Below are 24,164 nucleotides of genomic sequence, written 5' to 3'. Positions count from 1 at the left end.
GGGCCCCGGAACATCCGGGGCCCCTCGCCGCGTCCGGAACCCGACCCCCGGGACGGACCGGCGCCCCTTTAAATTCGCCTTTCAGATGCAACATTAATAGCGTGCGGCCATGCGGCTCACACGGTTCACGGATCTGGCTCTTCGCGTACTGATGCGCCTCGCCGTCCAGGAGGGGGACCTGCCCACCACGCGCGAGGTCGCCGCCGCCATGGACGTTCCCTACACGCACGCGGCGAAGGTCGTCGCCAGGTTGCAGCACATGAGCCTCGTCGAAGCACGGCGCGGCCGGGGCGGCGGGCTCGCGCTGACCGCGGCGGGGCGCGAGGCCTCGGTCGGCGGGCTCGTGCGCGAGCTCGAAGGGTCGGGGGAAGTCGTGGACTGCGACGGCACGACGCCGTGCCCGCTGCGTTCCGCGTGCCGCCTGCGCGGAGCTCTGCGCCAGGCCCAGGAGGCATTCTTCGCCGCGCTCGATCCGCTCTCGCTCGACGACCTCACCAAGTCGCCCACCGGCCCGCTCCTCGTCTCGCTCTCCCCCGCTCCCCGGACGCACTGACCGCACCACCGGCGGCCCGGCGTCGCCGCACACCCTTAAATACGAATCTCAAATGCATATTAAGGAGTCCGCTGATGCTCACCGAGTCGTCGGCCGCCGTCGTCCGCGCCACGCTTCCCGCCGTCGGCGCCGCCATCGAGGACATCACCGAGCGCTTCTACGGGAAGCTGTTCGCGGCCTATCCGGCGTTGCTCCGCGACCTGTTCAACCGCGGCAACCAGGCCGCAGGCACCCAACGCCAGGCGCTCGCGGGATCCATCGCCGCCTTCGCCACGTATCTGGTCGAGCACCCGGACGAGCGGCCCGACGTGATGCTGCGCCGCATCGCGCACAAGCACGCGTCCCTGGGCGTGCGGGCCGACCAGTATCCGGTCGTGCACCAGCACCTGTTCGACGCCATCGCCGAGGTACTCGGCGACGCGGTCACGCCCGAGGTCGCCGCTGCCTGGGACGAGGTGTACTGGCTGATGGCGAACGCCCTGATCGCGATCGAGGCCGGCCTGTACGCGGAGCAGGGCGTGGTCGACGCGGACGTGTGGCGGACGTGGGAGGTGGTGGACCGCACCGAGGAGTCGCCGCGGGTCGCGTCGTTCCTGCTGCGCCCGGCCGACGGCGGTCCTGTCCCCTCCTTCAGAGCCGGACAGTACGTCTCCGTGCAGGTCCAACTGGCCGACGGCGCACGGCAGATACGCCAGTACAGCCTCATCGGCGCGCCGTCCGCCACTACCCGCGCGATCGCGGTCAAACAGGTCGACGGGACCGGCACGGACCCCGACGGAGAGGTCTCGCACCACCTGCACACGCACGTCCGCCGGGGCGACCTGCTGCGTGTCTCGGCACCCTACGGCGACCTCGTCCTGGAACCGGGCGACGCGCCCCTGCTGCTCGCCTCCGCCGGCATCGGCTGCACGCCCATGCTGGCCATGCTCGAAGAGCTGGCGGCCGCGGGGCACCAGGGCCCCGTGACGGTCGTGCACGCCGACCGTTCCCCCGAAAGCCACGCGCTGCGTGCCCACCACGAGGCACTGGCGGCCAAACTCCCCGCCGCCACGGCCCACTTCTGGTACGAGCAGCCCGGCTCGGGACACCGCACCGGCCGCGTCGACCTCGCCGATGTCCCGCCGGCGCCCGGCACCCGCGCCTATCTCTGCGGACCGCTGCCGTTCATGCGCGCGGTGCGCGGACAGCTCCTGGGCCAGGGGGTGGCGGCGGCCGACATCCACTACGAGGTGTTCGGCCCCGACCTGTGGCTGGCCTCATGATGGCTTCGTGGCGGCAGACGACATGCAGTACACCGAGGACGGCCATTTCGTCATCATCAAGGGCAGGCGCTGGCGGGCCACCGACCCCCGGCTGCCCGAAACAGTGGAAAAGCGTCTGACCCACCACCTGATGTCCGCCCGCCGGGCCGTGGCCGCCGCAGGCGACGACGACAAGGCACGGAAGGCGGCCCGTGCGCGCGTGCAGCTCGCCAAGACGGGGCTGGGGGAACGCGGCACGGCCTGGTGGGAGCAGACCCTGGCGCAGCGGCGCCGGCGCTGGAACGACTGCCTGCACCAGCTGGACGAGCACTAGTTTCCTGCTGGCCGCTCCCGGCTCCCGGCAGTGTGCTGTAGTTCACCCCGTGAGCCCTACTGGCCAGGAACATCCGGGCCCGGGTCCTCGTTCTTCTAGGTGTGGCTGCGGAGGGGACAGTGTCCCCGGGCCTCACCTATAGCCCATGGGGAAGATCGTTCGGCTGAAGCCCCATGGAGCCTTTCGCCGAGAGGCGACCGCCCTCCGCTTGCCACGCTCTACGGCCCCGGTTGGTCTCCCCCGTCCAGCCGGGGCCCCTTTATGCCCGGAGCCATCCCAGCACTCATCCGGCCCGCTTCGGCTACTCACTCTCGGCGAACATGCGCAGCAGGCCGTGGGGTGCCTCGTCGCCGTAGAGCAGCTCCAGGAGCTGGTCGCCGTCGGTGGCGGCCGCGGTGCTGCGCCGGAACATGGCCTGCTCGTACTCGGCAAGCGCGGCCTCGATGTCGTCGGGGCGCGCGGCGATGGCCTTGCCGAGTTCCGCGCCGTCGTACATCGCCAGGTTGGCTCCTTCTCCGTTCGGGGCCGCCAGGTGCGCGGCGTCGCCGAGCAGGGTCACGCCCGGCACCCGCTCCCAGCGGTGATCGGCGGGCAGGGCGTTGAGGGTGCGCAGGACCGGTGCGGTCTCGCCGTCGGTGATCAGCGCGGTGAGCTCCGGCGCCCAGCCCTCGAATTCCCGCGCGATCCGCGCGGCGGCCGCGGCCGGATCGGCGAAATCGATGCCGTCGAACCACTCCCGCGGCTCGGTCAGCACCACGTAGGTGTGCAGGGTGCCGCCGCTCTCCCGGTGTGCCTGGATCCCCCTGCCCGGCGTGAGCGCGAACATGGACCCGCCGCCGACCGCTTTCGCGCTGGCCGGGTGCCGACTGTCGGCGTCGTAGAGGTAGGTCTCGACGAACGATCTGCCGATGTACGAGGGGGTCGCGTCGGAGAGCAGCGGGCGGACCCGTGACCATGCGCCGTCCGCGCCGACCAGCAGGCCGGTGACGGTAGTGGTGCCGTCGGCGAAGGCCACCTCGTGGCGGCCCTCGCCCAGGGCGCGGACGCCGCTGACCTTGTGCCCCCAGCGGACGGTGCCGGCGGGGAGCGATTCGAGCAGGATGCGTCGCAGTTCGCCGCGCAGTACCTCGGGGCGCCCGCGCTCGCTGTCGTCGTCGAACAGGATGGACCCGTCCGTATCGAGGACGCGGGTGGCCTCGCGGCCTTCGAGGATGAGGCTGCGGAACTCGTCCGTCAGGCCTGCGGCCTGGAGCGCCGGCTGGCCGTTGTCCTCGTGGATGTCGAGCATTCCGCCCTGTGCGCGCGCCGTCGCGGAGGCCTCCGCCTCGTAGACCGTGGCCGGTATGCCGTGGACGTGCAGGACGCGGGCGAGCGTGAGGCCGCCGAGTCCGGCGCCGATGATCGTGACGTGGGTATTCATGGCAGGGCTCCTTGTCTGTCGTACGCCCGCCGGTGAAGCCACGGCAGGACATCTTTGGAATGACGTTCCATGAACAGACTGGAACCTCGTTCCAGAGATGTCAAGCTGGAACGGTATTCCAGAGATGTGCCAGGATGTGTGCATGGCAACCAGGACGCGTCGTACCGAGCGACGAGAGGAACCGCTCTCCCGCGAGCGCATCGTCGGGGCGGCGATCGAGCTGCTCGACTCGGTGGGCGAGCGCGGGCTCACCTTCCGCGCGCTGGCCGAGCGCCTCACCACCGGACCCGGCGCGATCTACTGGCACGTCACGGGCAAGGACGAACTGCTCGGCGCCGCCACCGACGCCGTCGTCGCGACCACCATGCCCGCGGGCCCCGCCGACACGACGCCGCAGGAGGCGATCCGCGTCCTCGCCCTCGGCGTGTTCGACGCGATCGAGACCCACCCGTGGATCGGCACGCAGCTCGCCCGCTCCCCCGGCAAGTCCCCGATGCTGCGGGTCTTCGAACACCTCGGACGCCAGGTCCAGGCCCTCGGCGTACCAGCGGCCTCCCAGTTCACCGCCACGTCCGCGCTGCTGAACTACATCGTCGGGGTGGGCGGCCAGAACGCGGCCGACGCCCGCGCGCACCACGCGCGCACGCCGGACACGGGACGGGCCGAGTTCCTCGGCAACGCCGCGGCCGCCTGGGCCGACCTCGACCCCGTCGAGTACACGTTCACCCGCAGCGTCGCCGACCAGCTGCGCGAGCACGACGACCGGACCGAGTTCCTCGCGGGCATCGACCTCATCGTCGGCGGCATCGTCCACCGGCGGACGGGCTGACATCGGGCTGACACACGAATCCGCCGGGGCGCGAAGGCCCCGGCGGATTCGGTCGAACCGAGCGGCTACCGCTGTGCCCGGGGCTTCTCCCGGGCGGCCGCGCAGCCCTCGTTGACCGTGAACTGGGATCCGGGCTCGACCAGGATGTCGCCGTCGGCCGAGTCGGTGATCGTCACGTCGCAGAGCGCCGCGCTGCCGCGGGCCCCGCCGTGGGCGCGTACGCCCGCGCCGTTGCCGGACTTGGAGATCTTCACGTTCGTGATCTTCACGTCCGGTGTGGCGCCGCCTCCCGACTTGAACTGGATGCCGTCGTAGGTCGAATCGTGGATGTCGGTGTCCCGGATGGTGACACCGGGGATGTCCTGGCCCTGCGCGAACAGGGTGATCGCGCCGAACTCCTGCTGCTCTCCCCAGAACGCCCCGCCCGTGCGGTACAGACCGTTGTTCGCGATCAGCGTCTGCCCGGAGAAGGGCAGCGGGTCGTGGTCGGTGGCGAGCATGATGCCGGGGTAGTTCATCGTGTCGGAGACAAGGTTGTTCTCGATGCGGTTGCCGTAACCCCCGTAGACCGCGATGCCGTTGGCGCGCCAGGGCAGCTGGATGGTGTTGCCGGTGAAGGTGTTGTCGTGGCCGACGTCCGTCGAGGGGTCCTTGACGTACTTGTTGGCCCAGACGGCCAGGGCGTCGTCACCGGTGTTGCGGAAGGAGGAGTCCGCCACCGTGGAGTTGCGGGTGCCGTTGGAGAAGTTCACGCCGTCCGCGTAGGTGTTGCGGATGCGCATGTCGCTGAACTCCAGGCCGTCGCCCGGATTCCACAACTCGGGGATGTTGCCGTGGTCGCGGCCGACCCAGGCGCCGACGTTGGCGTGCTCGATCCACACATCATTGATCTTGGTGTTCTTGCCGAAGCGGCCGTTGAGGCCGACCCCGCCCTCCTGGCCGCCGTCGCCGCCGCGGATGGTGCCCGAGCCGAAGATGGCCAGGTCGGAGATCTTGGTGTTGTCGTCGATGTCGAAGCCGAAGTTGCCCTCGTGCGGATGGTTGATGCCGCCCGCCTCGTGCGGCGGGGTCAGCGTGTACAGCTGCGAGTGCCACATGCCCGCGCCGCGGATCGTCACATCACGGATGCCCACCTGGTTGTGCGGGTTGCCGGGGTGCTTCGGGTCGACGGCCAGGATCTTCTGCTCCTGGCGCCACTGACCGGCCGGGATCCACACGCAGTCGATCTCGCCCTTCTGGTCGGCGTCCACCGCCGCCTGGATCGCCTTGGTGTCGTCCTCGCCGTCGTCCGGCTTCGCGCCGTACTCGGTGACGGAGGTGCACTCGGCCGGCTTCTCGGCGGGCGGCGCGACCTGCTCCAGGTCGACCAGGTCGACGACGTAGTACGCCGCGTCGTCGTCGGCGTCGCGCTGCAGCCGGAACTTGGTGCCCGCCGGGTAGGACTCCTTCAGGAGCGCGTGCGACTCGTCGAAGAGCCGCCGGGCGTCGCCGCCCGGCCGGTTGGTCAGACCCTCGGGGTCGTCGGTGCTGCCGTACAGCCAGCTGTGCTTGGAGGACAGCTTCACCTTCTGCACGAACGTGCCGTCCGCGTAGAGGCTCAGGGTCTTCTCCTGGCCGCCGCCGTCCGGCGCGTCGGGGATGGAGTTGCGCACGACGATGGAGTTGCTCGTCTTGGTGGTGGTGAACTCCACGTGCTGGCCGGTGGAGTTGAGCCGGACCGACTTGCGGCCCGAGGACTCGGTGGCGAAATTGGTGTGGCCGAAGGGGCGGGTGGGCTCGGCTTCCAGGAGCGTGCCCTCGTACGTCCCGTCCTCCGCCTCGTACTCGACGTAGGGCACGTTCGCCCCGCGTTCGGCCGCGGCGGTCTTCTTCGGCCCGGCGGGCGGGGCGTCGGTGACCGCGCCGGCCGTGGCGGGCAGGAGTTCCGCGGTGGCCAGGCCCAGGCCGAGTGCCGCGGCGATCAGGCGACTGCGGCGTGGTGTGCGTGTCATGGCAGTCCTCCGCATCAGTCGGTGTTGATCGTGAAGGTGGACGTGGTGTTCCGGATGTCCTCGGCGTTGTCTTTGAGCGTGAGCCCCTTGAACGTGGCCTCGCCGACCGCCGGGCCCTGTCCCTGCTCGGGCATCTCGTTGGCCCAGATGCCGAAGCCGGACTTCGCGTCGTACTCGTCGCCGGACTTCTTCGCGCCGGAGATCGTGACGTTGGACAGGACCGTGTCCTGCACCGCGTTCTGCGGCTGGCCGCCCGCGTAGTTCGTCTGGAACATCACGCCGTGGTAGGTCGGATCGGTGATGCTCACGTTGTCGACGCGGATGGCCCTGAAGGGCTTGGAGGCGGAGAACATCCAGATGCCGGGGAAGGTCTGACCGTTCCAGAAGTGGCCGCCGGCCCTATCGACGCTGATGTCAGAGAAGTTGGTCGGGTCGGGTCCGAAGCCGTTCATCGGGTAGCCGAAGTCCAGCGAGGAGATGGTGATGCCGGAGTAGACCAGGGTGTCGGCGATGTGGATGTCGCGGAAGGTGTTGAGGTGGCCGCCGTACACCGCGAGGCCGGCCGCCCGCCAGGTGAGCTTGCTGGTGAGGTTCTCGTAGACGTTGCCGGTCTGGTCGCCGCCGCCGGAGTCGGTCGCCGAGAACAGCGCGAACGAGTCGTCGCCGGTGGCGCGGGTCTCGGTGTCGGTGACCAGGTTGTCGCTGGAGCCGTTGGTCATGTTGAGGCCGTCGGCGAAGGTGTTGCGGATGCGGTTGTTCTTCAGCGTCATCTTGTCCGTGTTCGCGCCCCAGTAGAGGCACACCATGTGCTCGGTCCAGATGTTCTCGATGGTGATGCCCGAGACGTTCTGGAAGTCGAAGACCTTGCCCGGGCCGTCGATGCGCGAGGTGTAGTTGCCGAAGTAGGCGAAGCCGGAGAAGACCGAACCGTTCGCGCCCTGGTCGGCCCGGAAGCCGATGTCGGTGTTCTCCTGGCCCTTCGGCGCGTGGAAGCGCGTGAACCACGCACCGGCGCCGATCACCTTGACCGGCTTGCCGTAGACCTGGAACTTGCTGCTGGTCTCGTAGTCACCCGGCGGCAGGTAGACACCCTGGATCTTGCCCGTGGTGTCCATCCGCGCCTTGTCCAGGGCGTCCTGGACGGCCTGGTGGCCGGTGCCGGCCGGCTCCACGTAGGCGGCCGGGTCCGGGTTGGCGGCGGCCTCGGCCTTCTCGAAGTCGACGAAGTCGATCGCGTACTGCGAGGCGTTGTCGCCGTCCTTCTGCAGCCGTATCTTCGCGCCCACCGGGACGGTGGTGCCCAGCTCCAGCTGCGCCTCGTCGTAGATGTGCCGGGGCGGGCCCGCGCCCGGGTCGTTGCCCGGCGACCCTTCCGGCCCGTAGAGCCAGGCGTACTTGGAGGTCAGGTCGAACGCCTTGGTCTTCTGGCCGTTGACGTAGACGTTGAGCGTGGTGTTCGTGCCGTCCGGGATCGAGAAGCGGGTGACCAGGGTGTTGGTCTCGACCGGGGCGGTGAACTCCACGTACTGGCCGGTCTCGTTCAGCGTCACGGCCTTGCGCCCGGACGCCTCTCCGGACAGGTCGCCGATCTTCCGGTTGGGCTCGGTGACCTGCGCGCCGCCGCCCGCGGTGGCGGACTCGGCCTCGACGGTGGTGTAAGGCATGGCGGCGCCGCGCCCGTCGGCGGACGCCCGCTTGGCGTGCTTGCGTGCGAGGGCCGCGCCGCTCTTCGGCGGAATGAACGCCGACTTGCCGCGCGCCTGTGGTCCTGCGGAGAGGCGGCGGGCGACGGTGCGGCTGTCCGGGGACTGGTTGCCGGCCGCGTCCCGGGCTCGCACCGAGTAGGTGATCTTCTCGGCGTCCGGGCCGGGGGCGGCGGTGTCCTTCCAGTGGCGCGTCCCGGCCGGGAGTGCGGCCCGCAGCTCGCCGTTCGCGTACACGTCGTACGCGGCGGCGCTCTGGCTCGCGCGCCAGCTGAGGGTGGTGCCGTCCAGGGTCGTGCCGGTGGGGGTCTTCGGCGGTGCGGTGTCGCCGGAGCGCGCCGGATACACCGCGAGGTCGTCCGCCTCCTTGGCGCCGGTGACGCGCAGATGGCGTACCCCGGCGCCGTTGAGCGCGAAGGTGACCTTGCCCTTGCGGGCCTTGGCGTCGGACAGTTCGGTGAAGTCCTTGCCGTTGGCCGAGCCCTCCAGGCGTACGGTGCGTGCCTCGCCCGGCAGGCTCACCTCGGCGCGGTCCAGGCGCCGGGTGGCGCCCAGGTCCGCGGTGACCCAGCCGTTGCTGCTGCCCTCGCGCACTGCCAGCGAGTTGTCCTCCGTGGCCTGCTGCGCTTGCGCCACCTGCCAGCTGGAGATCAGCAGGCCGGCGCCGAGGGTGGCGGCCAGGGCCGAGCGCAAGGCCCGACTCCGGCCACTCCTTCTTCTGATTGTGCCCATGACAGTGCCCATGGTGTTCCTTTCGGTGGGGGGACACATGTGGGGGAAGATGTGCGGCCTGGCCGCGGGTGCTCCTTAGACCCGCAGCCAGACCGCTGTGTCCTGTGGCAACTGCCCCCGCGGGGACAAGGGGCCGCTGGCCAGCAGGAGTTCGGTGTCGGCGGGCAGCGCCACGTCGTCCGGGCCGAAGTTGGCCAGGCACAGCCACGTGGTGCCGTCCCGCTGGGAGGTGCGGGCGAAGGAGAGCACCCGCGGCTCGTCGGCGCGCAGCCGCCGCAGCGGTCCCGCGTCGCCGAAGGAGCGCCGCAGCCGCAGTGCCGTTCGGTACAGGGAGAGCATCGATGCCGGGTCGTGCGCCTGCCGTTCGGCGGCATATTCCGCCCAGTCCGGCGGCACCGGCAGCCAGCTGCGCGCGGGGCTGCCGTCCCAGGGCAGCGGCACCCGGCAGCCGTCCCGGCCCGGATCCACTTCGCCGGAGCGGGCGTGCATCGGGTCCTGGATGCGCTCGCGGGGTATGTCCGCCTCGGGCAGCCCCAGTTCCTCGCCCTGGTAGAGGTAGACGGAGCCGGGCAGCGCGAGGGTGAGCAGGGCGGCGGCGCGGGCCCGGCGGGTGCCGAGCTCCAGGTCGGTGGGGACGCCGAAGCGCTTGCGCTCGAAGGCGAAGCCGGTGTCCTCGCTGCGCCCGTAGCGGGTGACCGTGCGGGTCACGTCGTGGTTGGCGAGCACCCAGGTGGCGGGCGCGCCGACCGGGGCGTGGGTGGAGAGGGTGAGGTCGATCGACTCCCACAGCTGGTCCGGGTCCCAGGGCCGGGAGAGGAAGTCGAAGTTGAAGGCGGTGTGCAGCTCGTCGGGGCGCAGGTAGCGGGCGAAGCGCTCCGCGTCCGGCAGCCAGATCTCGCCGATCAGCGCGGCGCCGTACTCGTCGGCGATCCGCCGCCAGGAGCGGTAGATGTCGTGCAGTTCGGGCTGGTCGTGGAAGGGGTGCGGGCGTGCCGAGTCCATCGGGGGCAGCCCGTCGGCCTTGGCGAGCAGCGCCGCGGAGTCGATGCGCACGCCGGATGCCCCGCGCTCGAACCAGAAGCGCAGCACGTCCTCGTGTTCCTGACGGACCTTGGGGTGGCTCCAGTTGAGGTCGGGCTGTTCGGGCGCGAAGAGATGGAGGTACCACTCGCCGTCCTCCGTGCGCGACCAGGGCACCCCGCCGAATTCGCCGACCCAGTCGTTGGGCGGCTGCTCCGAGTACGGCCGGAAGTGGAACAGTTCCCGTTCCGGGGAGCCGGGCCCGGCCGCCAGCGCGGACTTGAACCATTCGTGCTGGTCGGATACGTGGTTGGGCACGATGTCCACGATGCAGCGCAGGCCGAGTCCGCGTGCCTCGGCGATCAGCTGTTCTGCCTCGCGGAGGCTGCCGAAGGCCGGGTCGATGGTGCGGTAGTCGGCGACGTCGTAGCCGCCGTCGGCGAGCGGCGAGAGGTACCAGGGGGTGAACCACAGGGCGTCGACGCCCAGTTCGGCCAGATAGGGCAGGCGGGCCCGGACACCGGCCAGGTCGCCGGTGCCGTCGCCGTTCCCGTCCGCGAAGGAACGGACGTACACCTGATAGATGGCAGCGCTGCGCCACCACTCCGTGCTGGGCAAGAGGGTGTCCTTTCGTACGGATCGCGTACGGACCTGAGGGCCGGGGGAAGTCGGGCGAGCGGGGCTCAGCCCTTGAGACTGCCGGCGCTGAGCCCGGCGACGATGTGGCGCTGGAAGACCAGGAACAGGGCGATGAGCGGCAGGGATGCCATCACGAGTCCGGCCACCAGGCTGTTGAGCGGGGTGTCCTGGGCCACGCGCTGGAGGAAGACGCTCAGCGGCTGCTGGGCCGGGTCGGGCAGGACCAGCAGCGGCCAGAGGAAGTCCTTCCAGGCCGTGACGATGGAGAGGATGGAGACCACGGCGAGGATCGGCCGGGCCAGCGGGAGCACGATGCGCCACATGGTCGTCAGGGGGCCCGCGCCGTCCACCTTGGCCGCGTCGAGGAGTTCGTCGGGGATCCGGTCGAAGAAGTTCTTCAGGATGTAGATGTTGAAGGCGTTGGCGGCGGCCGGCAGCCAGACCGCGCTGGGGCTGTTGATCAGGTTGCGGTTGAAGAGGGGGACGTCGACCACGGTGAGGTAGACCGGCACGAGCAGGGCGGTGGCGGGCATCATCAGGGTCACGAGCATCAGGCCGAGGACCACGTTGCCGAAGCGCGGGCGCAGCTTGGACAGCGCGTAGGCGGCCGGCACCTGTACCGCCAGCTGCACCAGCCAGGCGCCGCCGGCCAGGACGACGGTGTTGAGGAAGTAGCGGGTCAGGTCCATCTCCCGCCACGCCTTGGCGTAGTTCTCCGGGTGCCAGGATTCGGGCACGTACGTGGGCGGGTTCTGCGCCAGCTCCGTGGAGGACTTCATGGCGCCGGTCGCGGCCCAGTACAGCGGCACGACGAAGGCCAGCGTGAACAGTACGAGTGCGACGGCGAGCGTCGACCAGTAGATGAGCCGTCCCTTGCGCGTCTTGAGGACGGCGGGGCGCACCAGCGTGCGCATCGAGGCGGACATCCTTCTCACTCCTTCGAGGCGCGGGTGATGCGCAGGTAGAGGGCGGAGAAGGCGCCCAGGACGAGCAGGAGCAGCAGGCTCAGCGCGCTGGCGGTGCCGAAGTCGTTGTAGACGAAGGCGTAGCGGTAGACCAGGAACATGACGGTCACCGTGGAGTCCTCGGGGCCGCCGCCGGTCATCACGTACGGCTCGGTGAACACCTGCATGGTCGCCACGATCTGCAGCAGCAGCAGGACCAGGAGCACGAACCGGGTCTGGGGGATGGTGACGTGGCGCAGACGCTGCCAGATGTTGGCGCCGTCCAGCTCGGCGGCTTCGTACAGCTCGCCGGGGATGGTCTGCAGGGCGGCCAGGTAGATCAGGGTCGTGGTGCCCATGTTGGCCCAGGTCGAGACGATGACCAGGGAGATCAGCGAGGTGGACGAGGAGTCCAGCCAGGCCGAGGTCGGCAGGTGCAGCGTGCGCAGGATCTCGTTGAGCAGGCCGGGGCCCGGGTCGTAGAACCACTTCCACATCAGCGCCACCACCACCGGCGGCAGCATCACCGGCAGGTAGACAAGGACCCGGAAGTAGGCCCGCGCGTGGCGGAATTCGTTCAGGAGCACCGCGGTCAGGAACGGCACCCCGAAGCCGAGCAGCAGCGCGTACAGGGTGAACAGGCCGGTGTTCTTCCAGGCGGTGAGGAACAGCGGGTCGTTGAACAGCTTCCGGAAGTTGTCGGCGCCCACCCAGGTGTTGCCGGTGGCGAAGTTGACTTCCTGGAAGCCCAGGAGCACGTTGCGGATGATGGGCCACCACGAGAACAGCGCGAAGATCACCACGGCGGCGCAGAGGAAACCGTACGCCGTCATGTGCTCGCGCAGTGCGCGGCGCCGGGCCGCCCGCCGCCGCCGCTGGGGAGCGGGCGGCAGCGGGGGCGCGGCCACGGGCCGGGGGGAGGTCTTCAGCGACATGCTCATCAGGAGGCGCTGTAGATCGCGTTGACCTTCTTCTCGGCGTCGTCGAGAAGCGCGTCGATGTCGGCGTCCTTCTTGGTCAGGACGGACTGCATCGCCGAGTCGAGGATGGCGTAGACCTCCTGGGCCTTGGGCGGCTCGATCACGCCGGGCACGTCGGGCGCGGAGTCCATGAACGCCTGGTAGTTGCCGGTGGGCATGTTGGCGTTCTCTTCCTTGACCTTCTCGACCTGGTCGCGGACCGAGCCCTCGAAGACGTCGGGGACCATGGGCATCGGGATGCCGACCGGGAGTTTGGCCTTGGCGTAGTCGGCGACGTTCTTCTCGATGAGCTCGGGGTTGAGGTAGCGCCACTGGAGCCACTTCACGCCGGCCTTGATCTTCTCCGGGGACGCCTTGGGGTTGATCATGTAGCCCTCGCCGCCGAGCAGCGTGGACTTCGCGTCGGGCACCGGGGCGAGGGCGTAGTCCTCGTACTTGCCGCCGAACTGCTTGGCGATGACGGTGATGTTGTCGGCGGCCGAGACGTACATGCCCAGCTTGCCCGAGCCCATCATCCGCTGGACGTCCTCGACCTGGAGCAGCTGCTTGCTGCCCATCGAGTTGTCCTTCCAGCGCATGTCGTACAGGTCCTGGAAGGTGGCCTTGCCCTCGGGGGTGTTGAACGCCGCCTTCCACTTGCCGCCGCTCTCCGTGGCGATCTTGCCGCCGCGGGAGTACAGCTCGGCCGTGTAGTGCCAGCCGCCCTGGTTGTTCTTGGAGAAGTCGGCGTAGCCCACTGTGTTGTCGCCGAGTCCGGCGATCTTCTTGGCGGCCTTGCGGACGTCGGCCCAGGTCTTGGGCGCCTTGTCGGGGTCCAGGCCCGCCTTCTTGAACAGTGCGCGGTTGTAGACCAGGCCCATCGAGTAGTTGGACGTCGGCAGACCGTACTGCCGGCCCTGGTCGTCCTGGAAGATCTTCATCAGCGGGTCCTGGATGTCGCCGCTGTGCGGCATGTCCTTGACGGCGTCCGTGATGTCCGCGGCCTGCTTCTTCTCGATCAGGGAGCGGGTGTCGGTGAAGTAGACGTAGAAGACGTCCTCCAGCTTGCCGCCGGCCAGCTTGGCGTTGAAGGTCTTGGGGTCCATGAAGCCCTCGTGCGGCACGATGTCGATGTCCGGGTTGGCCTTCTCGAACTGCTTCACGTGCTTGTCGAAGAGCGTGCGCTCGAAGGCCTGGGTCTTGGGCGGCTGCCCGTTGACGTCGAGCTTCACCTTGCCGCCGGAATCCGATTCGGTTCCGTCGCTGCTGGTGCCGCAAGCGGTCAGCGAAACCAGCGCAAGAACGGCCGCTGTGGCGAGCGTGAGCGTTCTGCTGCTCGTGGATGACATCAGGAGACCCCCTCCGGGTCGTGCTTTACGGCACGGCGCCGCCCTGCTCGGGCAGGACGGGCAGCGCGCCCCTCACTGGCACGTCCGGCCGCCGCGGTGCTGGTGGGTGCCGGGTGCGGCGCATACTCAACCACCGCCGTAACCCCTGCGCAATATCTTGAACGAAGTTTGCAAAAAATGGATAGCCCCCGCACCGGCCCGCTACTGCGGGGCGACGCCCGCCCGACCGACCGGCGGCGATGCCCGAAACGGGGGTGGCAGTCGTGCCGGGGGCGCCCTCGGCGGCCGCAATGAGGCGGTCACAAGTTCCGCTTCGCCTGTAGTCAACTCGACACTTCTCTGCAATTCTCCCACTTCCCAACGCGAAAACGTGCGCGTTGCGAGAGTGAGGGAGTCGCACGAGCCATGAGACGCATCAGAGACGCCCGGCGCGCCGACCGAAGATCCCGCTGGTGGTGGCGGCCGTTCGCCGCCGCGCTCACCGCGACCCTGCTCCTGCTCGGCCTGCCCGCCCTGTCCGCCTCGGCCGCGGGCGGACCCGACCAGGCCGCCGGCAAGCCGGCCAAGGCGAGCAGCGCCAAGGAGGCACACGGCGCCGGTCAGATCACCGACGGCAACACGGACTCCTACTGGGAGAGTTCGTCGTCCGACCTGCCGCAGTGGGTACAGGTCGACCTCGGCCGCGCCACCCGTGTCGACGAGGTGGTCCTCAAGCTGCCCCCGGCCTGGGAGACCCGCAAGCAGACCCTGTCCGTGCAGGGCAGCTCGGACGGCTCCGGCTTCAGTACCCTCGCCGCCTCGGCCGCGCACTCCTTCGAGCCCGGCGCGGGCAACACGGTCACGGTCCGCTTCGCGGCCGCACAGACCCGCTACGTCCGGGTGCACGTCACCGCCAACACCGGCTGGCCCGCCGCCCAGCTGGCCGAACTGCAAGTACACGCCGCCGCCGACGCATCGGTGAACCTGGCCATCGGCAAGACCCTCAAGGCCAGCAGCCACACCCAGACGTACACCGCCGCGAACGCCAACGACGGCAACCGCTCCAGCTACTGGGAGAGCGAGAACGCCAAGCTGCCCCAGTGGATCCAGGCCGACCTCGGCGCGTCGCTGCGGGTCGACGAGGTGGTCCTGCGGGTACCCGACAGCTGGGGCGACCGCACCCAGACCCTGAAGATCCAGGGCAGCACGAACGGCTCGGACTTCACCGATCTGACCGCGTCCAAGGAACACGCCTTCACCACGGCGTCCGACCACTCCGCGACGCTCTCCTTCGACTCCGCCACCACGCGCTACGTCCGCGTCCTGATCACCGCCAACACCGGACAGCCGGCAGGCCAGCTGTCCGAGCTGGAGATCTACGGCCCGGCGGGCGGCGACTCACAGGCACCCACCGCGCCCAAGAACCTCGCCCTGACCGAACCGGAGCCGGGGAAGATCAAGCTGGCCTGGGACGCGTCCGACGACGACAAGGGCGTGACCGCCTACGACGTGTACGCCAACGGGGAGCTGCTCACCAGCGTCGCCGGTGACGTGCGCACCTACACGGACACGCGCCCGGCGAGCGCCGACGTCACCTACTACGTGCGGGCCCGCGACGCCGCGGGCAACGCCTCGGCCAACAGCAACTCCGTGACCCGCAAGGGCGATTCGGGCGACACCCAGGCCCCCACCGCCCCCTCGAACCTCGCTCTCACCCAGCCCTCCGGCGACCAGATCAAGCTGGCCTGGGGAGCGTCGGACGACAACGTGAAGGTCACGGCGTACGACGTGTACGCCGACGGCAAGCTCCTGAAGTCCGTGGCCGGCGACGTGACCACCTACACCGACACCCGGTCGGCCGGCGTCACGGTCTCCTACACGGTGCGGGCCCGCGACGCGGCGGGCAACGTCTCGGCGCACAGCAACACCGTCACCCGGCCCGGCGGCGGCAACACCGACCTGGCCGCGGGCAAGCCGATCACGGCCTCCTCGGTGATCCACACGTTCGTCGCCGAGAACGCCAACGACGGCCAGACCTCCACCTACTGGGAGGGCGCCGCGGGCAGCTATCCCAACACCCTGACCGTCAAGCTCGGCGCCAACGCCGACGTCGACGCGGTCGTCGTCAAGCTCAACCCGGATGCCGCCTGGAGCCCGCGCACCCAGAAGCTGCAGGTCCTGGGCCGGGAGCAGAAGGCCGGCGACTTCACCTCGCTGGTGGCGGAGAAGGAGTACTCCTTCAGCCCCTCCGGCAACCAGAACACCGTCACCATCCCGGTCTCCGCCAAGGTCGCCGATGTGCGCCTGCGCTTCACCGCCAACAGCGGCGCCACGGCCGGCCAGGTGGCCGAGTTCCAGGTCATGGGCGCCCCGGCGGCCAACCCCGACCTGGAGATCACCAAGCTGTCGTACGCGCCCGGCACACCGACCGAGACCGACGAGCTGACGCTGTCCGCCACCGTACGCAACCGCGGCAGCGAGGCCTCGACGGCCACCGACGCCACCTTCCGCCTCGGCGGCAACAAGACGGGCACGGCGGCCGTGGGCGCGCTCGGCGCGGGCGAGTCGGCGACGGTCAGCGCCAAGTCCGGCGCCCTTGCGGCGGGTTCGTACCCCTTCAGCGCGGAAGTCGACGAGAAGAACGAGGTGATCGAGCAGGACGAGGGCAACAACACCTACACCAGCCCCAGCCCGCTGGTGGTCAAGCAGGTCGACTCCTCCGACCTGGTGGCCTCGCCGGTGAGCTGGACCCCGTCCGCGCCCACCGCGGGCAAGGACGTCACCTTCAGCGTCGCGATCAAGAACCAGGGCAGCAAGGCGTCCGCGTCCGGCGCGCACGGCATCACGCTCCTCGTGCAGGACGACAAGGGCGCCACGGTCAAGACCCTGACCGGCGAGCACAACGGCACGATCGGCGCGGGTGACACCACGGCTCCGGTCAAGCTCGGCACCTGGACGGCCGCCAAGGGCCGCTTCACGGTCAAGACGGTCATCGCCGACGACGCCAACGAGCTGCCGGTCAAGCGCGAGAACAACACCAGCACCCGCTCCCTGTTCGTCGGCCGCGGCGCCGACATGCCCTACGACACCTACGAGGCCGAGGACGGCGTCCTGGCCGGCGGCGCCAAGACCGTCGGGCCCAACCGCACCGTCGGCGACCTGGCGGGCGAGGCATCGGGCCGCAAGGCCGTCACCCTGAACTCGACCGGTGAATCCGTGGAGTTCACCGCCAAGCAGGACACCAACACCCTGGTCACCCGCTTCTCCATCCCGGACGCACCGGGCGGCGGCGGCACCCAGGCGACCCTGAACGTCTACGTCGACGGCACCTTCCGCAAGGCGATCGACCTCACCTCCAAGTACGCCTGGCTGTACGGGGACGAGGCCGCACCCGGCAACTCGCCGGGCGCGGGACCGGCCCGGCACATCTACGACGAGGCCAGCATCATGCTCGGCGGGACGGTCAAGGCGGGCAGCAAGATCAAGCTGCAGAAGGACAACGCCAACACCTCCCGCTACGCGATCGACTTCGTCGACTTCGAGCAGGTGGCCCCGAAGGCCAACCCCGATCCGGCCGCCTATGTCGTGCCCGCCGGATTCGGCCACCAGGACGTGCAGAACGCCCTGGACAAGGTCCGCATGGACACCACCGGAAAGCTGACGGGCGTCTACCTGCCGGCGGGTGACTACGAGACGAGCAACAAGTTCCAGGTCTACGGCAAGACCGTCAAGGTCGTCGGCGCCGGGCCCTGGTACACCCGCTTCCACGCACCCACGTCCCAGGACAACACCGACATCGGATTCCGGGCGGAGGCCAGCGCGAAGGGCTCGTCCTTCTCCGGCTTCGCCTACTTCGGCAACTACACCTCGCGCATCGACGGCCCCGGCAAGGTCTTCGACTTCCAGAACGTCTCCGACATCACCATCGACGACATCTGGAACGAACACATGGTGTGCCTCTACTGGGGCGCCAACACGGACCGCATGACCATCAAGAACTCGCGGATCCGCAACATGTTCGCCGACGGCATCAACATGACCAACGGCAGCACGGACAACCTGGTCGCCAACAACGAGGCACGGGCCACCGGCGACGACAGCTTCGCCCTCTTCTCGGCGATCGACGCCGGGGGCGCGGACATGAAGAACAACGTCTACGAGAACCTGACCACGATCCTGACCTGGCGGGCGGCGGGCGTGGCCGTCTACGGCGGCTACAACAACACCTTCCGCAACATCCGCATCGCCGACACCCTGGTCTACTCCGGCATCACCATCTCCTCGCTGGACTTCGGCTACCCGATGAACGGCTTCGGCACCGACCCGACCACCTTCGAGAACATCACCATCGAACGCGCCGGCGGTACCTTCTGGAAGGGGCAGGACTTCCCCGCGATCTGGGCGTTCTCCGCGTCCAAGGTCTTCCAGGGGATCCGGGTGAACGACGTCGACATCATCGACCCGACCTACCACGGGGTCATGTTCCAGACGAAGTACACCGGCAGCACTCCCGAGTTCCCGGTGAAGGACACCGTCTTCACGGACGTGTCCATCTCGGGCGCGCCGATCGGCATCTACGTCAACGAGATGCCGGAGGCGGGCCAGGGACCGGCCGTCGGCGAAGCGACCTTCGTTCGGCCCAAGTTCAGCAACAACGGACAGAACACCAAGAACGACACGTCCACCTTCAAGCTCACCCTGCAGCCCTGAGCCGCCCCTCCCCGAGGGAGGCCCGACACACCTGAGGAGGAACGCGCGTTCACGGCCGTCCGGATTCCGGGCGGCCGTGAACATTGACCGCTGCATCAACGTAACTGGCTTGCATGCCTTGCGCTATTCTTGCGTTCATGACGCGACGACTTGCCCAAGTTGCGAAGAAGGTGGGGGTCAGCGAGGCGACGGTCAGCCGCGTCCTCAACGACAAGCCCGGTGTCTCCGACGCGACACGACAGTCCGTCCTGACGGCCCTGGACGTCCTCGGGTACGAGCGGCCCACGCAGCTGCGCGGAGAGCGCGCCCGGCTCGTCGGTCTCGTCCTTCCGGAACTGCAGAACCCGATCTTCCCCGCCTTCGCCGAGGTCATCGGCGGCTCGCTCGCGCAGCAGGGACTCACGCCGGTGCTGTGCACGCAGACCAGGGGCGGGGTCTCCGAGGCCGACTACGTGGATCTCCTGCTCCAGCAGCACGTCTCCGGCGTGGTCTTCGCGGGAGGTCTCTTCGCCGAGGCCGACGCACCGCACGACCACTACCGCCTGCTCGCGGACCGGAACATCCCGGTCGTCCTGATCAACGCGTCGATCGAGGGCCTGGACTTCCCCTGCGTCGCCTGTGACGACGCCGTCGCCGTCGAACAGGCCTGGCGCCACCTCGCCTCGCTCGGGCACGAGCGGATCGGCCTGGTGCTCGGCCCCGCCGACCACATCCCCTCGCGCCGCAAGCTGGCAGCCGCCCGCGCGGCGGCGCGGGCCGCGGGCACCGAACTCGCCGAGGAGCACCTCGAGCGCTCGATCTTCTCGCTGGAGGGCGGCCAGGCCGCCGCCGCACGCCTCCTGGAGCGGGGCATCACCGGCATCGTGTGCGGCAGCGACCCGCTCGCCCTGGGGGCGATCAGGGCAGCGCGCCGCCGGGGGCTGTCCGTCCCCTCCGATGTGTCCGTCGTCGGATTCGACGACTCGGCCTTCATGACCTGCACGGAACCGCCGCTGTCGACCGTGCGCCAGCCCATCGAGGCGATGGGCCGCGCGGCGGTCGATCTGCTGTGCGCGCAGATCCGGGGCACCCAGCCCCACCCCGGAGAGCTGCTCTTCGAGCCCGAACTGGTCGTCCGCGGATCGACGGCGCAGCTCTCGTCCGCGCAGCTGCGGGCCGGCTGACCGCGGCTGTTGCGTGCCTAACGCCAGGGATCCAGGGCGAGCTTGCCCTGCGTCCGGCCCGCTTCGAGTTGCTCCAGCACCATCGCCCCCTCGGCCAAGGGGTGGACCCGGGGGGTGCCGGGCCGGTACACGCCGCGGGCGATGAGGGCCTCGATCTCGACGAGCAACGACTCGTAGAGGGAGGGGGCCGCGACCGCCAGCGCACCGATGTGCAGACCTTTGACCTGGACCTGGTGGGTGAAGACCAAATCGTGCGTGGTCAGGGTGGCATCTCCGGAAGCGGCGCCGAACACGATGACGCGTCCGGTGAAGGGTCTGGTGACGGACAAGCTGGTCTTGAACGTGGCCTGTCCCACCGATTCCAGGACCAGGTCGACACCGCCGGTCAGGCGGGTTATCTCCTGTGCCAGGTCGGGCCGGCGGCTGTCCAGGACTTCGTCTGCGCCGAGGGACTTGACGGTGTCGTGCTTCGCCGGTGAGGCCGTGGCGATCACGCGCGCACCGTAGTGCCGGGCGAGGCGCACGGCGGCCTGGCCCACCCCTCCGGCCGCCGCGTGCACGAGGACGGTCTCGCCCTTCTTGATCTCGCCCAGCGTCTTCAGTGCCGCCAAGGCGGTGGCCCAGTTCAACACGAGCCCAAGCGCCGCGGCGTCGCTCCACCCGGTCGGCACGGGAAGCACCCCCGCGGCCGGCATCGTCATGTACTGCGCGAAGGCGCCCGGGCCGGCTCCGACGACACGGGTGCCGAGCTCAAGCGGCTCCTCGATGTCCGGGCCGACACCCACGATCTCGCCGGCGGCCTCGAAGCCCGCCACGTAGGGGGCCTGCGGGCCTCCCCCGTACGTTCCGCGGGTCTGCAGCACGTCGGCGAAGTTGACCCCGGCGGCACCCACGCGGATCAGGTACTCGCCGGGCCCCGGGACGGGGCGGCGCTGATCGGTCGTGAGGTTCAGGTCCTTCGGTCCCCGGTGCGAGCGCTGGACCAGTGCTCGCAGCGGCTGCTCGGCGGTGTTCTGCTGTTCGTTGATCTCCATGCGCCGAACGTAGGAGCCTGACACTTATGTGAAGGTCAAGCGGCGGTCAGTGGGCAGCTCGCCGGGCCTCGCGCAGGTAGGTGTCCAGGGCCGTCTGCTGGTCGGCGAGAATCGCGATGCGGGCGGCGAGCCGGTCGCGATAGCTCTGCACCTCGTGCAGGAACTCCGCGCACACCGTGTCCGTGTCCGTGCCGGCATCGGAGCCGTCAGCCAGGCGGGGCAGCAGTTCCCTGATCAGCCGCACCGGCAACCCGGACTCCAGCAGCGTGCGGATCACGAGCACCCGGTCGATGGTGGTCTGGCAGTAGTCACGGAACCCGTTGCCGAACCGACCAGGGACGATCAAGCCCTCATCCTCGTAGTGCCGCAACGACCTCGCGCTCACACCGCTGGCTCTGGCAGCGTCACTGATCTTCATGCCTCAAAGCAACGCCCGGCAGCACCGCGGTCTTCCGGCACGTTCTAGTCGTCGATGCACTTGGGGTACTTCGAACCCCGGTTGCAGTCGTGGTAGTCGTACTTGCTGACGCGGAACTTCGTCGCGTCGCCCGCCTTGGCCGGGTCGACGACCAGGTAGAACTTCTTCCCGTCCTTGATCTTGTCAGTGACCTTCCCGGCGGGACCCTTGTCGAAGTCCTGCGCGCACCCGGTGAGGGCGAGTGCGCAGACTGCCACGAATACGGCAGCGAGGCGGTACATGTCGTGCTCCGATCAACTCGATTGAGGAGCACAGTGTAAGGGCGATCGAGCGGCTGCCGGACGCGCAGGAACGGTCACACCTGCGAATCACTCCACCACGGTCAACAGTCGATTGCACAGATGCAATTGATGGCGTCCACATGTTGCCGACGCCCCTCGGACGAGTGAAATCTTTCAGCAGAAGGGGGAGCTCGCGGGGATGTGCTGTGTTGACGGCCGCCCCGGGTGCTGTCGTCCACTCATGCGCAGCAGCAACCGGCAGTACCTCGTGTCCGTAGACCATCTGCGTGCCTACGCTGCCGTGCTCGTGCTGCTCTGCCACGGAACACAGATGATCTCTCCGTTCCTCAGAGAGACCCCGAACAGCGCCCCGCGCGGCTGGCTGTACACGGAGAACCCCCTGGGCACCCTGGTGCTGGAAGGCCACACCGGGGTGGCCCTCTTCATGGTCCTTTCCGGATTCATCTTCACCATCGGCACCCTGGGCAAGGACGTCCACTACGGCCGGTTCCTGGGCAACCGGGTACTGCGGATCTTCCCGCTCTACATCGCGCTGATCGTCCTGGGTGTCGGCGCGTACAAGCAGGGCGCGGACCTGCTGGCCGTGGTCCAGTCCCTGGCCGGTCTCGGAAACCTGCCCGGGTCCCTCGACCTGGGGGCGGTGTCGAAGATGTGGTGGGCCATCGCGGTCGAGCTGCAGTTCTATCTGCTCTTCCCGCTGTTCAGCAGGATGCTCAGCAAGCACGGCCCCACGGCCCTGTTCAAGCTCCTGGCCGCCATCGCCGTGATCCGCACCCTGGTGTGGGCCTCCGCGACCGGCAGCATCAACGTGAACTCGATGCTCTACTACAGCCTCGCGGGCAGGATCGACCAATTCCTGCTGGGCATGGTGGCCGCCTGGTTCTTCGTCCACCACCGGGAACGGTTCCGGGGACTTGCGAAGGTCGCCCTCGCAACAACCCTGATCACGGGCGCAGTCTGGGCCTTCAACCAGACCCACTCCTTCCAGGAAGGGCACGCCACGCGTCTGCTCTGGGTCGACGTCGAGGGAGCCCTCTGGTCCCTGGTGGTGCTGACTTATGTGGCCACCATCTCTTCGACGGGACTCGTATCGAGGGGAATCGCCAAAGTCGGCGAGATGAGCTTCTCCGTCTACCTGCTCCACTACATGATCATTACTGCGCTCATCTCCCGCCGCTGGTGGATCGAGTTGACGGGGCGCCCGGTGGTGGACGCCTTCATCACCGCGGCGGCGGCAGTCCTGCCCCTCACCCTGGCCGCGGCCGTGGTCACCTTCCACGGCATCGAACGCCCCTTCCTCCGATGGCGACGCGCCTACCTCATCCCGGACCCCCCGCCCACGGCCACAGCCGAGCCCTCTGCCCCCAAGCCGGCACTCGTATCACCCCGGTAGCCAGATCTGGCTCATCGCCGGCGCAGCTCATCGCCGGGGCAGCTCACCGAACCAGCGCACGATCGCCGACGTGGCTGCCACATTGGACCCCAGGTGACGGGATCGCTGGTAGTCGACATCGCCCAGATCGACGACCGGGGCGTCCACGCCCTTCCTGCGCAGAGCCGCCTGGCAGTGCTCGGTGTTGTCGGTGGCGGCCTGCTCGTCCCCGGTCGCCATGTAGAGCCGCACCGGGGCGCGGGGTGCCCAGTTCGTGCATACGGCGTCGGTGGCGCGCAGCGCTTCCGCCAGCGGCCCCGTCGGATGCGCGAGCAACTCGCGGCCGTGCTCGGTCAACAACTCGTCCAGGGCGCCAGGGGTGCCCCGCATCAGCTGCTCCCCCGTGTGGGCGCCGTCGAAGAGCGCCTCGACGGTGCCGTCATAGGGGGCCCGGAAGACCTCGGCAGGACTGTCGTAGATGTGGTGGAGCCGGTTGAACGCGACCAGGGTGTACGCCGCGTACAGCACGCTGGACTTGGGTTCCAGCCGCCCTTCGAGCAGTGCGGGCAACTCCGCGCCTCCGAAGTCGTAGGCGCCGCTGACCGGTGCCAGCGCGCCCAGCCTGAACCACCGGTCCTCCCCCGCCTCCAGAGCCCGGCCGAGCCCCAGCGCCGCCGAAGCGCCCTGCGAGAAACCGGTGACCATGACCTCGCGCTCCAGCACATGCCCGGTGCGGGGCGCGAAGGCGCGGGCCGCCCTGAGCATGTCCAGGGACGCCGTGGTCTCGGAGTCGATGTCCATCCAGGGGTGCAGACCCGGTCCCTTGCCCAGCCCCAGATAGTCGGGGGCGACCGCCGCGGCACCGGCCGCCGCATGCGCGATCACCGGCGCGGACACGAACTCGGCGCGCTGCATGGACGGGGAATCGTCCTTGTGACTGCCGGTGCCGTGCGCGAAGGAGACCGCCCGCAGCCGTCTCTCGCTGTTGAGCGGCAGCACGAAGAGCCCGCTCGCCGTGGTGGGTTGTCCGTGCGGATCAACGGTCCGGTAGACCAGCCGGTACGCGACCACGCCGTGCCGGGCGGTGTCGCCTTTGAACCCGGCCTCGTTCAGTTCGGCGGCCACGGCCTGCGGGGTCGCGAGGGTGTACAGCTTTTCCGCGGAGACCAGCGTGCCTCGGCCACGCTGGTCGTACTGTGCCCGGGCTTGGGCAGCGGGCGAAGCAGCGGCGGCGGTCGCGGTGGCGACGGCTGGTGCGAGCAGCAGGCCGCAGCAGACGGCTGCGACCTGTATCCGGCGACGGCCTCTGTGCCGGGTGCCGCTGCGCGACGGTGTCGAGGTGGAGATGACCACAAATTCCCCCAAGTGTGGCTCGGTGACGACCCCTTCACCCTCACGCGTTGCGAACGTCCATACAGTGTGGCTAAGCCCCCGAATCCTCCTGGTGCCTGCACCCGACAGCACGGAGCAGG

17 protein-coding genes and 1 pseudogene are annotated in these 24,164 nt (G+C 69.2%); 7 read left to right on the top strand and 11 right to left on the bottom strand.

All coding sequences use genetic code 11. The features are described 5' to 3' along the window. Positions 1 to 109: 109 nt before the first annotated feature. From ACWFR3_RS33870 to ACWFR3_RS33860, 3 genes are all read left to right on the top strand, one after another. Positions 110 to 553 (top strand): RrF2 family transcriptional regulator, encoded by a 444-nt coding sequence (locus tag ACWFR3_RS33870; protein ID WP_453738508.1) that lies wholly within the window; start codon positions 110 to 112, stop codon positions 551 to 553. A 74-nt stretch (positions 554 to 627) separates the two neighbouring features. After that, positions 628 to 1,815, top strand: a complete 1,188-nt coding sequence (locus tag ACWFR3_RS33865) for a globin domain-containing protein (RefSeq protein WP_453738507.1) — start codon at positions 628 to 630, stop codon at positions 1,813 to 1,815. A gap of 7 nt (positions 1,816 to 1,822) precedes the next feature. Next, complete coding sequence (locus ACWFR3_RS33860) at positions 1,823 to 2,128, top strand: hypothetical protein (RefSeq protein ID WP_453738506.1); 306 nt, start codon at positions 1,823 to 1,825, stop codon at positions 2,126 to 2,128. Between the two features lie 301 nt (positions 2,129 to 2,429). On the opposite strand, the gene ACWFR3_RS33855 is transcribed toward ACWFR3_RS33860, so the two are convergent. Beyond that, positions 2,430 to 3,548, bottom strand: coding sequence for an FAD-dependent oxidoreductase (locus ACWFR3_RS33855; protein ID WP_453738505.1), 1,119 nt, complete (start codon positions 3,546 to 3,548; stop codon positions 2,430 to 2,432). Positions 3,549 to 3,690: 142 nt separating this feature from the next. On the opposite strand from ACWFR3_RS33855, the gene ACWFR3_RS33850 reads away from it, so the two are divergent. Next, complete coding sequence (locus ACWFR3_RS33850) at positions 3,691 to 4,377, top strand: TetR/AcrR family transcriptional regulator (protein WP_453738504.1); 687 nt, start codon at positions 3,691 to 3,693, stop codon at positions 4,375 to 4,377. A gap of 65 nt (positions 4,378 to 4,442) precedes the next feature. Here the strand turns inward: ACWFR3_RS33850 and ACWFR3_RS33845 are convergent, their stop codons facing one another. From ACWFR3_RS33845 to ACWFR3_RS33820, 6 genes and pseudogenes are all read right to left on the bottom strand, one after another. Continuing rightward, the gene (locus ACWFR3_RS33845; protein WP_453738503.1) at positions 4,443 to 6,368 is read right to left on the bottom strand and encodes a glycosyl hydrolase family 28-related protein; all 1,926 of its coding nucleotides are present in this window, start codon (positions 6,366 to 6,368) and stop codon (positions 4,443 to 4,445) included. A gap of 14 nt (positions 6,369 to 6,382) precedes the next feature. Further along, a pseudogene (locus ACWFR3_RS33840) lies at positions 6,383 to 8,047 on the bottom strand (glycosyl hydrolase); the annotation flags it as partial. A gap of 831 nt (positions 8,048 to 8,878) precedes the next feature. Beyond that, the gene (locus ACWFR3_RS33835) at positions 8,879 to 10,441 is read right to left on the bottom strand and encodes a glycoside hydrolase family 13 protein (protein WP_453738502.1); all 1,563 of its coding nucleotides are present in this window, start codon (positions 10,439 to 10,441) and stop codon (positions 8,879 to 8,881) included. 65 nt (positions 10,442 to 10,506) lie between these two features. Further along, positions 10,507 to 11,388: a carbohydrate ABC transporter permease gene (locus ACWFR3_RS33830; RefSeq protein WP_453738501.1), complete on the bottom strand. Its 882-nt coding sequence runs from the start codon at positions 11,386 to 11,388 to the stop codon at positions 10,507 to 10,509. Positions 11,389 to 11,393: 5 nt separating this feature from the next. Then, complete coding sequence (locus ACWFR3_RS33825; RefSeq protein ID WP_453738500.1) at positions 11,394 to 12,341, bottom strand: carbohydrate ABC transporter permease; 948 nt, start codon at positions 12,339 to 12,341, stop codon at positions 11,394 to 11,396. 5 nt (positions 12,342 to 12,346) lie between these two features. Continuing rightward, positions 12,347 to 13,714, bottom strand: a complete 1,368-nt coding sequence (locus ACWFR3_RS33820) for an ABC transporter substrate-binding protein (protein ID WP_453738499.1) — start codon at positions 13,712 to 13,714, stop codon at positions 12,347 to 12,349. Positions 13,715 to 14,119: 405 nt separating this feature from the next. Between ACWFR3_RS33820 and ACWFR3_RS33815 the strand changes: the two genes are divergently transcribed. Together ACWFR3_RS33815 and ACWFR3_RS33810 are read left to right on the top strand one after the other, a co-directional pair. Then, positions 14,120 to 18,403: a discoidin domain-containing protein gene (locus tag ACWFR3_RS33815; RefSeq protein ID WP_453738498.1), complete on the top strand. Its 4,284-nt coding sequence runs from the start codon at positions 14,120 to 14,122 to the stop codon at positions 18,401 to 18,403. Between the two features lie 137 nt (positions 18,404 to 18,540). Further along, on the top strand, positions 18,541 to 19,566 hold the full coding sequence (locus ACWFR3_RS33810; RefSeq protein ID WP_453738497.1) for a LacI family DNA-binding transcriptional regulator: 1,026 nt from the start codon (positions 18,541 to 18,543) through the stop codon (positions 19,564 to 19,566). A 17-nt stretch (positions 19,567 to 19,583) separates the two neighbouring features. Here the strand turns inward: ACWFR3_RS33810 and ACWFR3_RS33805 are convergent, their stop codons facing one another. Genes ACWFR3_RS33805 through ACWFR3_RS33795 form a run of 3 tightly spaced genes read right to left on the bottom strand, consistent with a single transcriptional unit; the run spans position 19,584 to position 21,299 of the window. Next, entirely contained in the window at positions 19,584 to 20,600 is a 1,017-nt protein-coding gene (locus tag ACWFR3_RS33805) for an NADPH:quinone oxidoreductase family protein (protein WP_453738496.1), read from the bottom strand. 46 nt (positions 20,601 to 20,646) lie between these two features. Beyond that, positions 20,647 to 21,018, bottom strand: coding sequence for a MerR family transcriptional regulator (locus tag ACWFR3_RS33800; protein WP_453738495.1), 372 nt, complete (start codon positions 21,016 to 21,018; stop codon positions 20,647 to 20,649). Between the two features lie 44 nt (positions 21,019 to 21,062). Next, positions 21,063 to 21,299: a hypothetical protein gene (locus ACWFR3_RS33795; RefSeq protein WP_453738494.1), complete on the bottom strand. Its 237-nt coding sequence runs from the start codon at positions 21,297 to 21,299 to the stop codon at positions 21,063 to 21,065. A gap of 241 nt (positions 21,300 to 21,540) precedes the next feature. On the opposite strand from ACWFR3_RS33795, the gene ACWFR3_RS33790 reads away from it, so the two are divergent. Next, positions 21,541 to 22,713 carry an acyltransferase family protein gene (locus tag ACWFR3_RS33790; RefSeq protein ID WP_453738493.1) on the top strand — a complete coding sequence of 391 codons (1,173 nt, stop codon included), beginning with the start codon at positions 21,541 to 21,543 and terminating at the stop codon, positions 22,711 to 22,713. Positions 22,714 to 22,740: 27 nt separating this feature from the next. Here the strand turns inward: ACWFR3_RS33790 and ACWFR3_RS33785 are convergent, their stop codons facing one another. Then, positions 22,741 to 24,057, bottom strand: coding sequence for a lipase (locus ACWFR3_RS33785; RefSeq protein ID WP_453738492.1), 1,317 nt, complete (start codon positions 24,055 to 24,057; stop codon positions 22,741 to 22,743). Between the last annotated feature and the right edge of the window lie 107 nt (positions 24,058 to 24,164).

It is taken from the genome of Streptomyces sp. NPDC055189, assembly GCF_053606765.1.
Note: the sequence above shows the minus strand (reverse complement) of the source record. Positions and strands in the feature narration are given on the sequence as shown.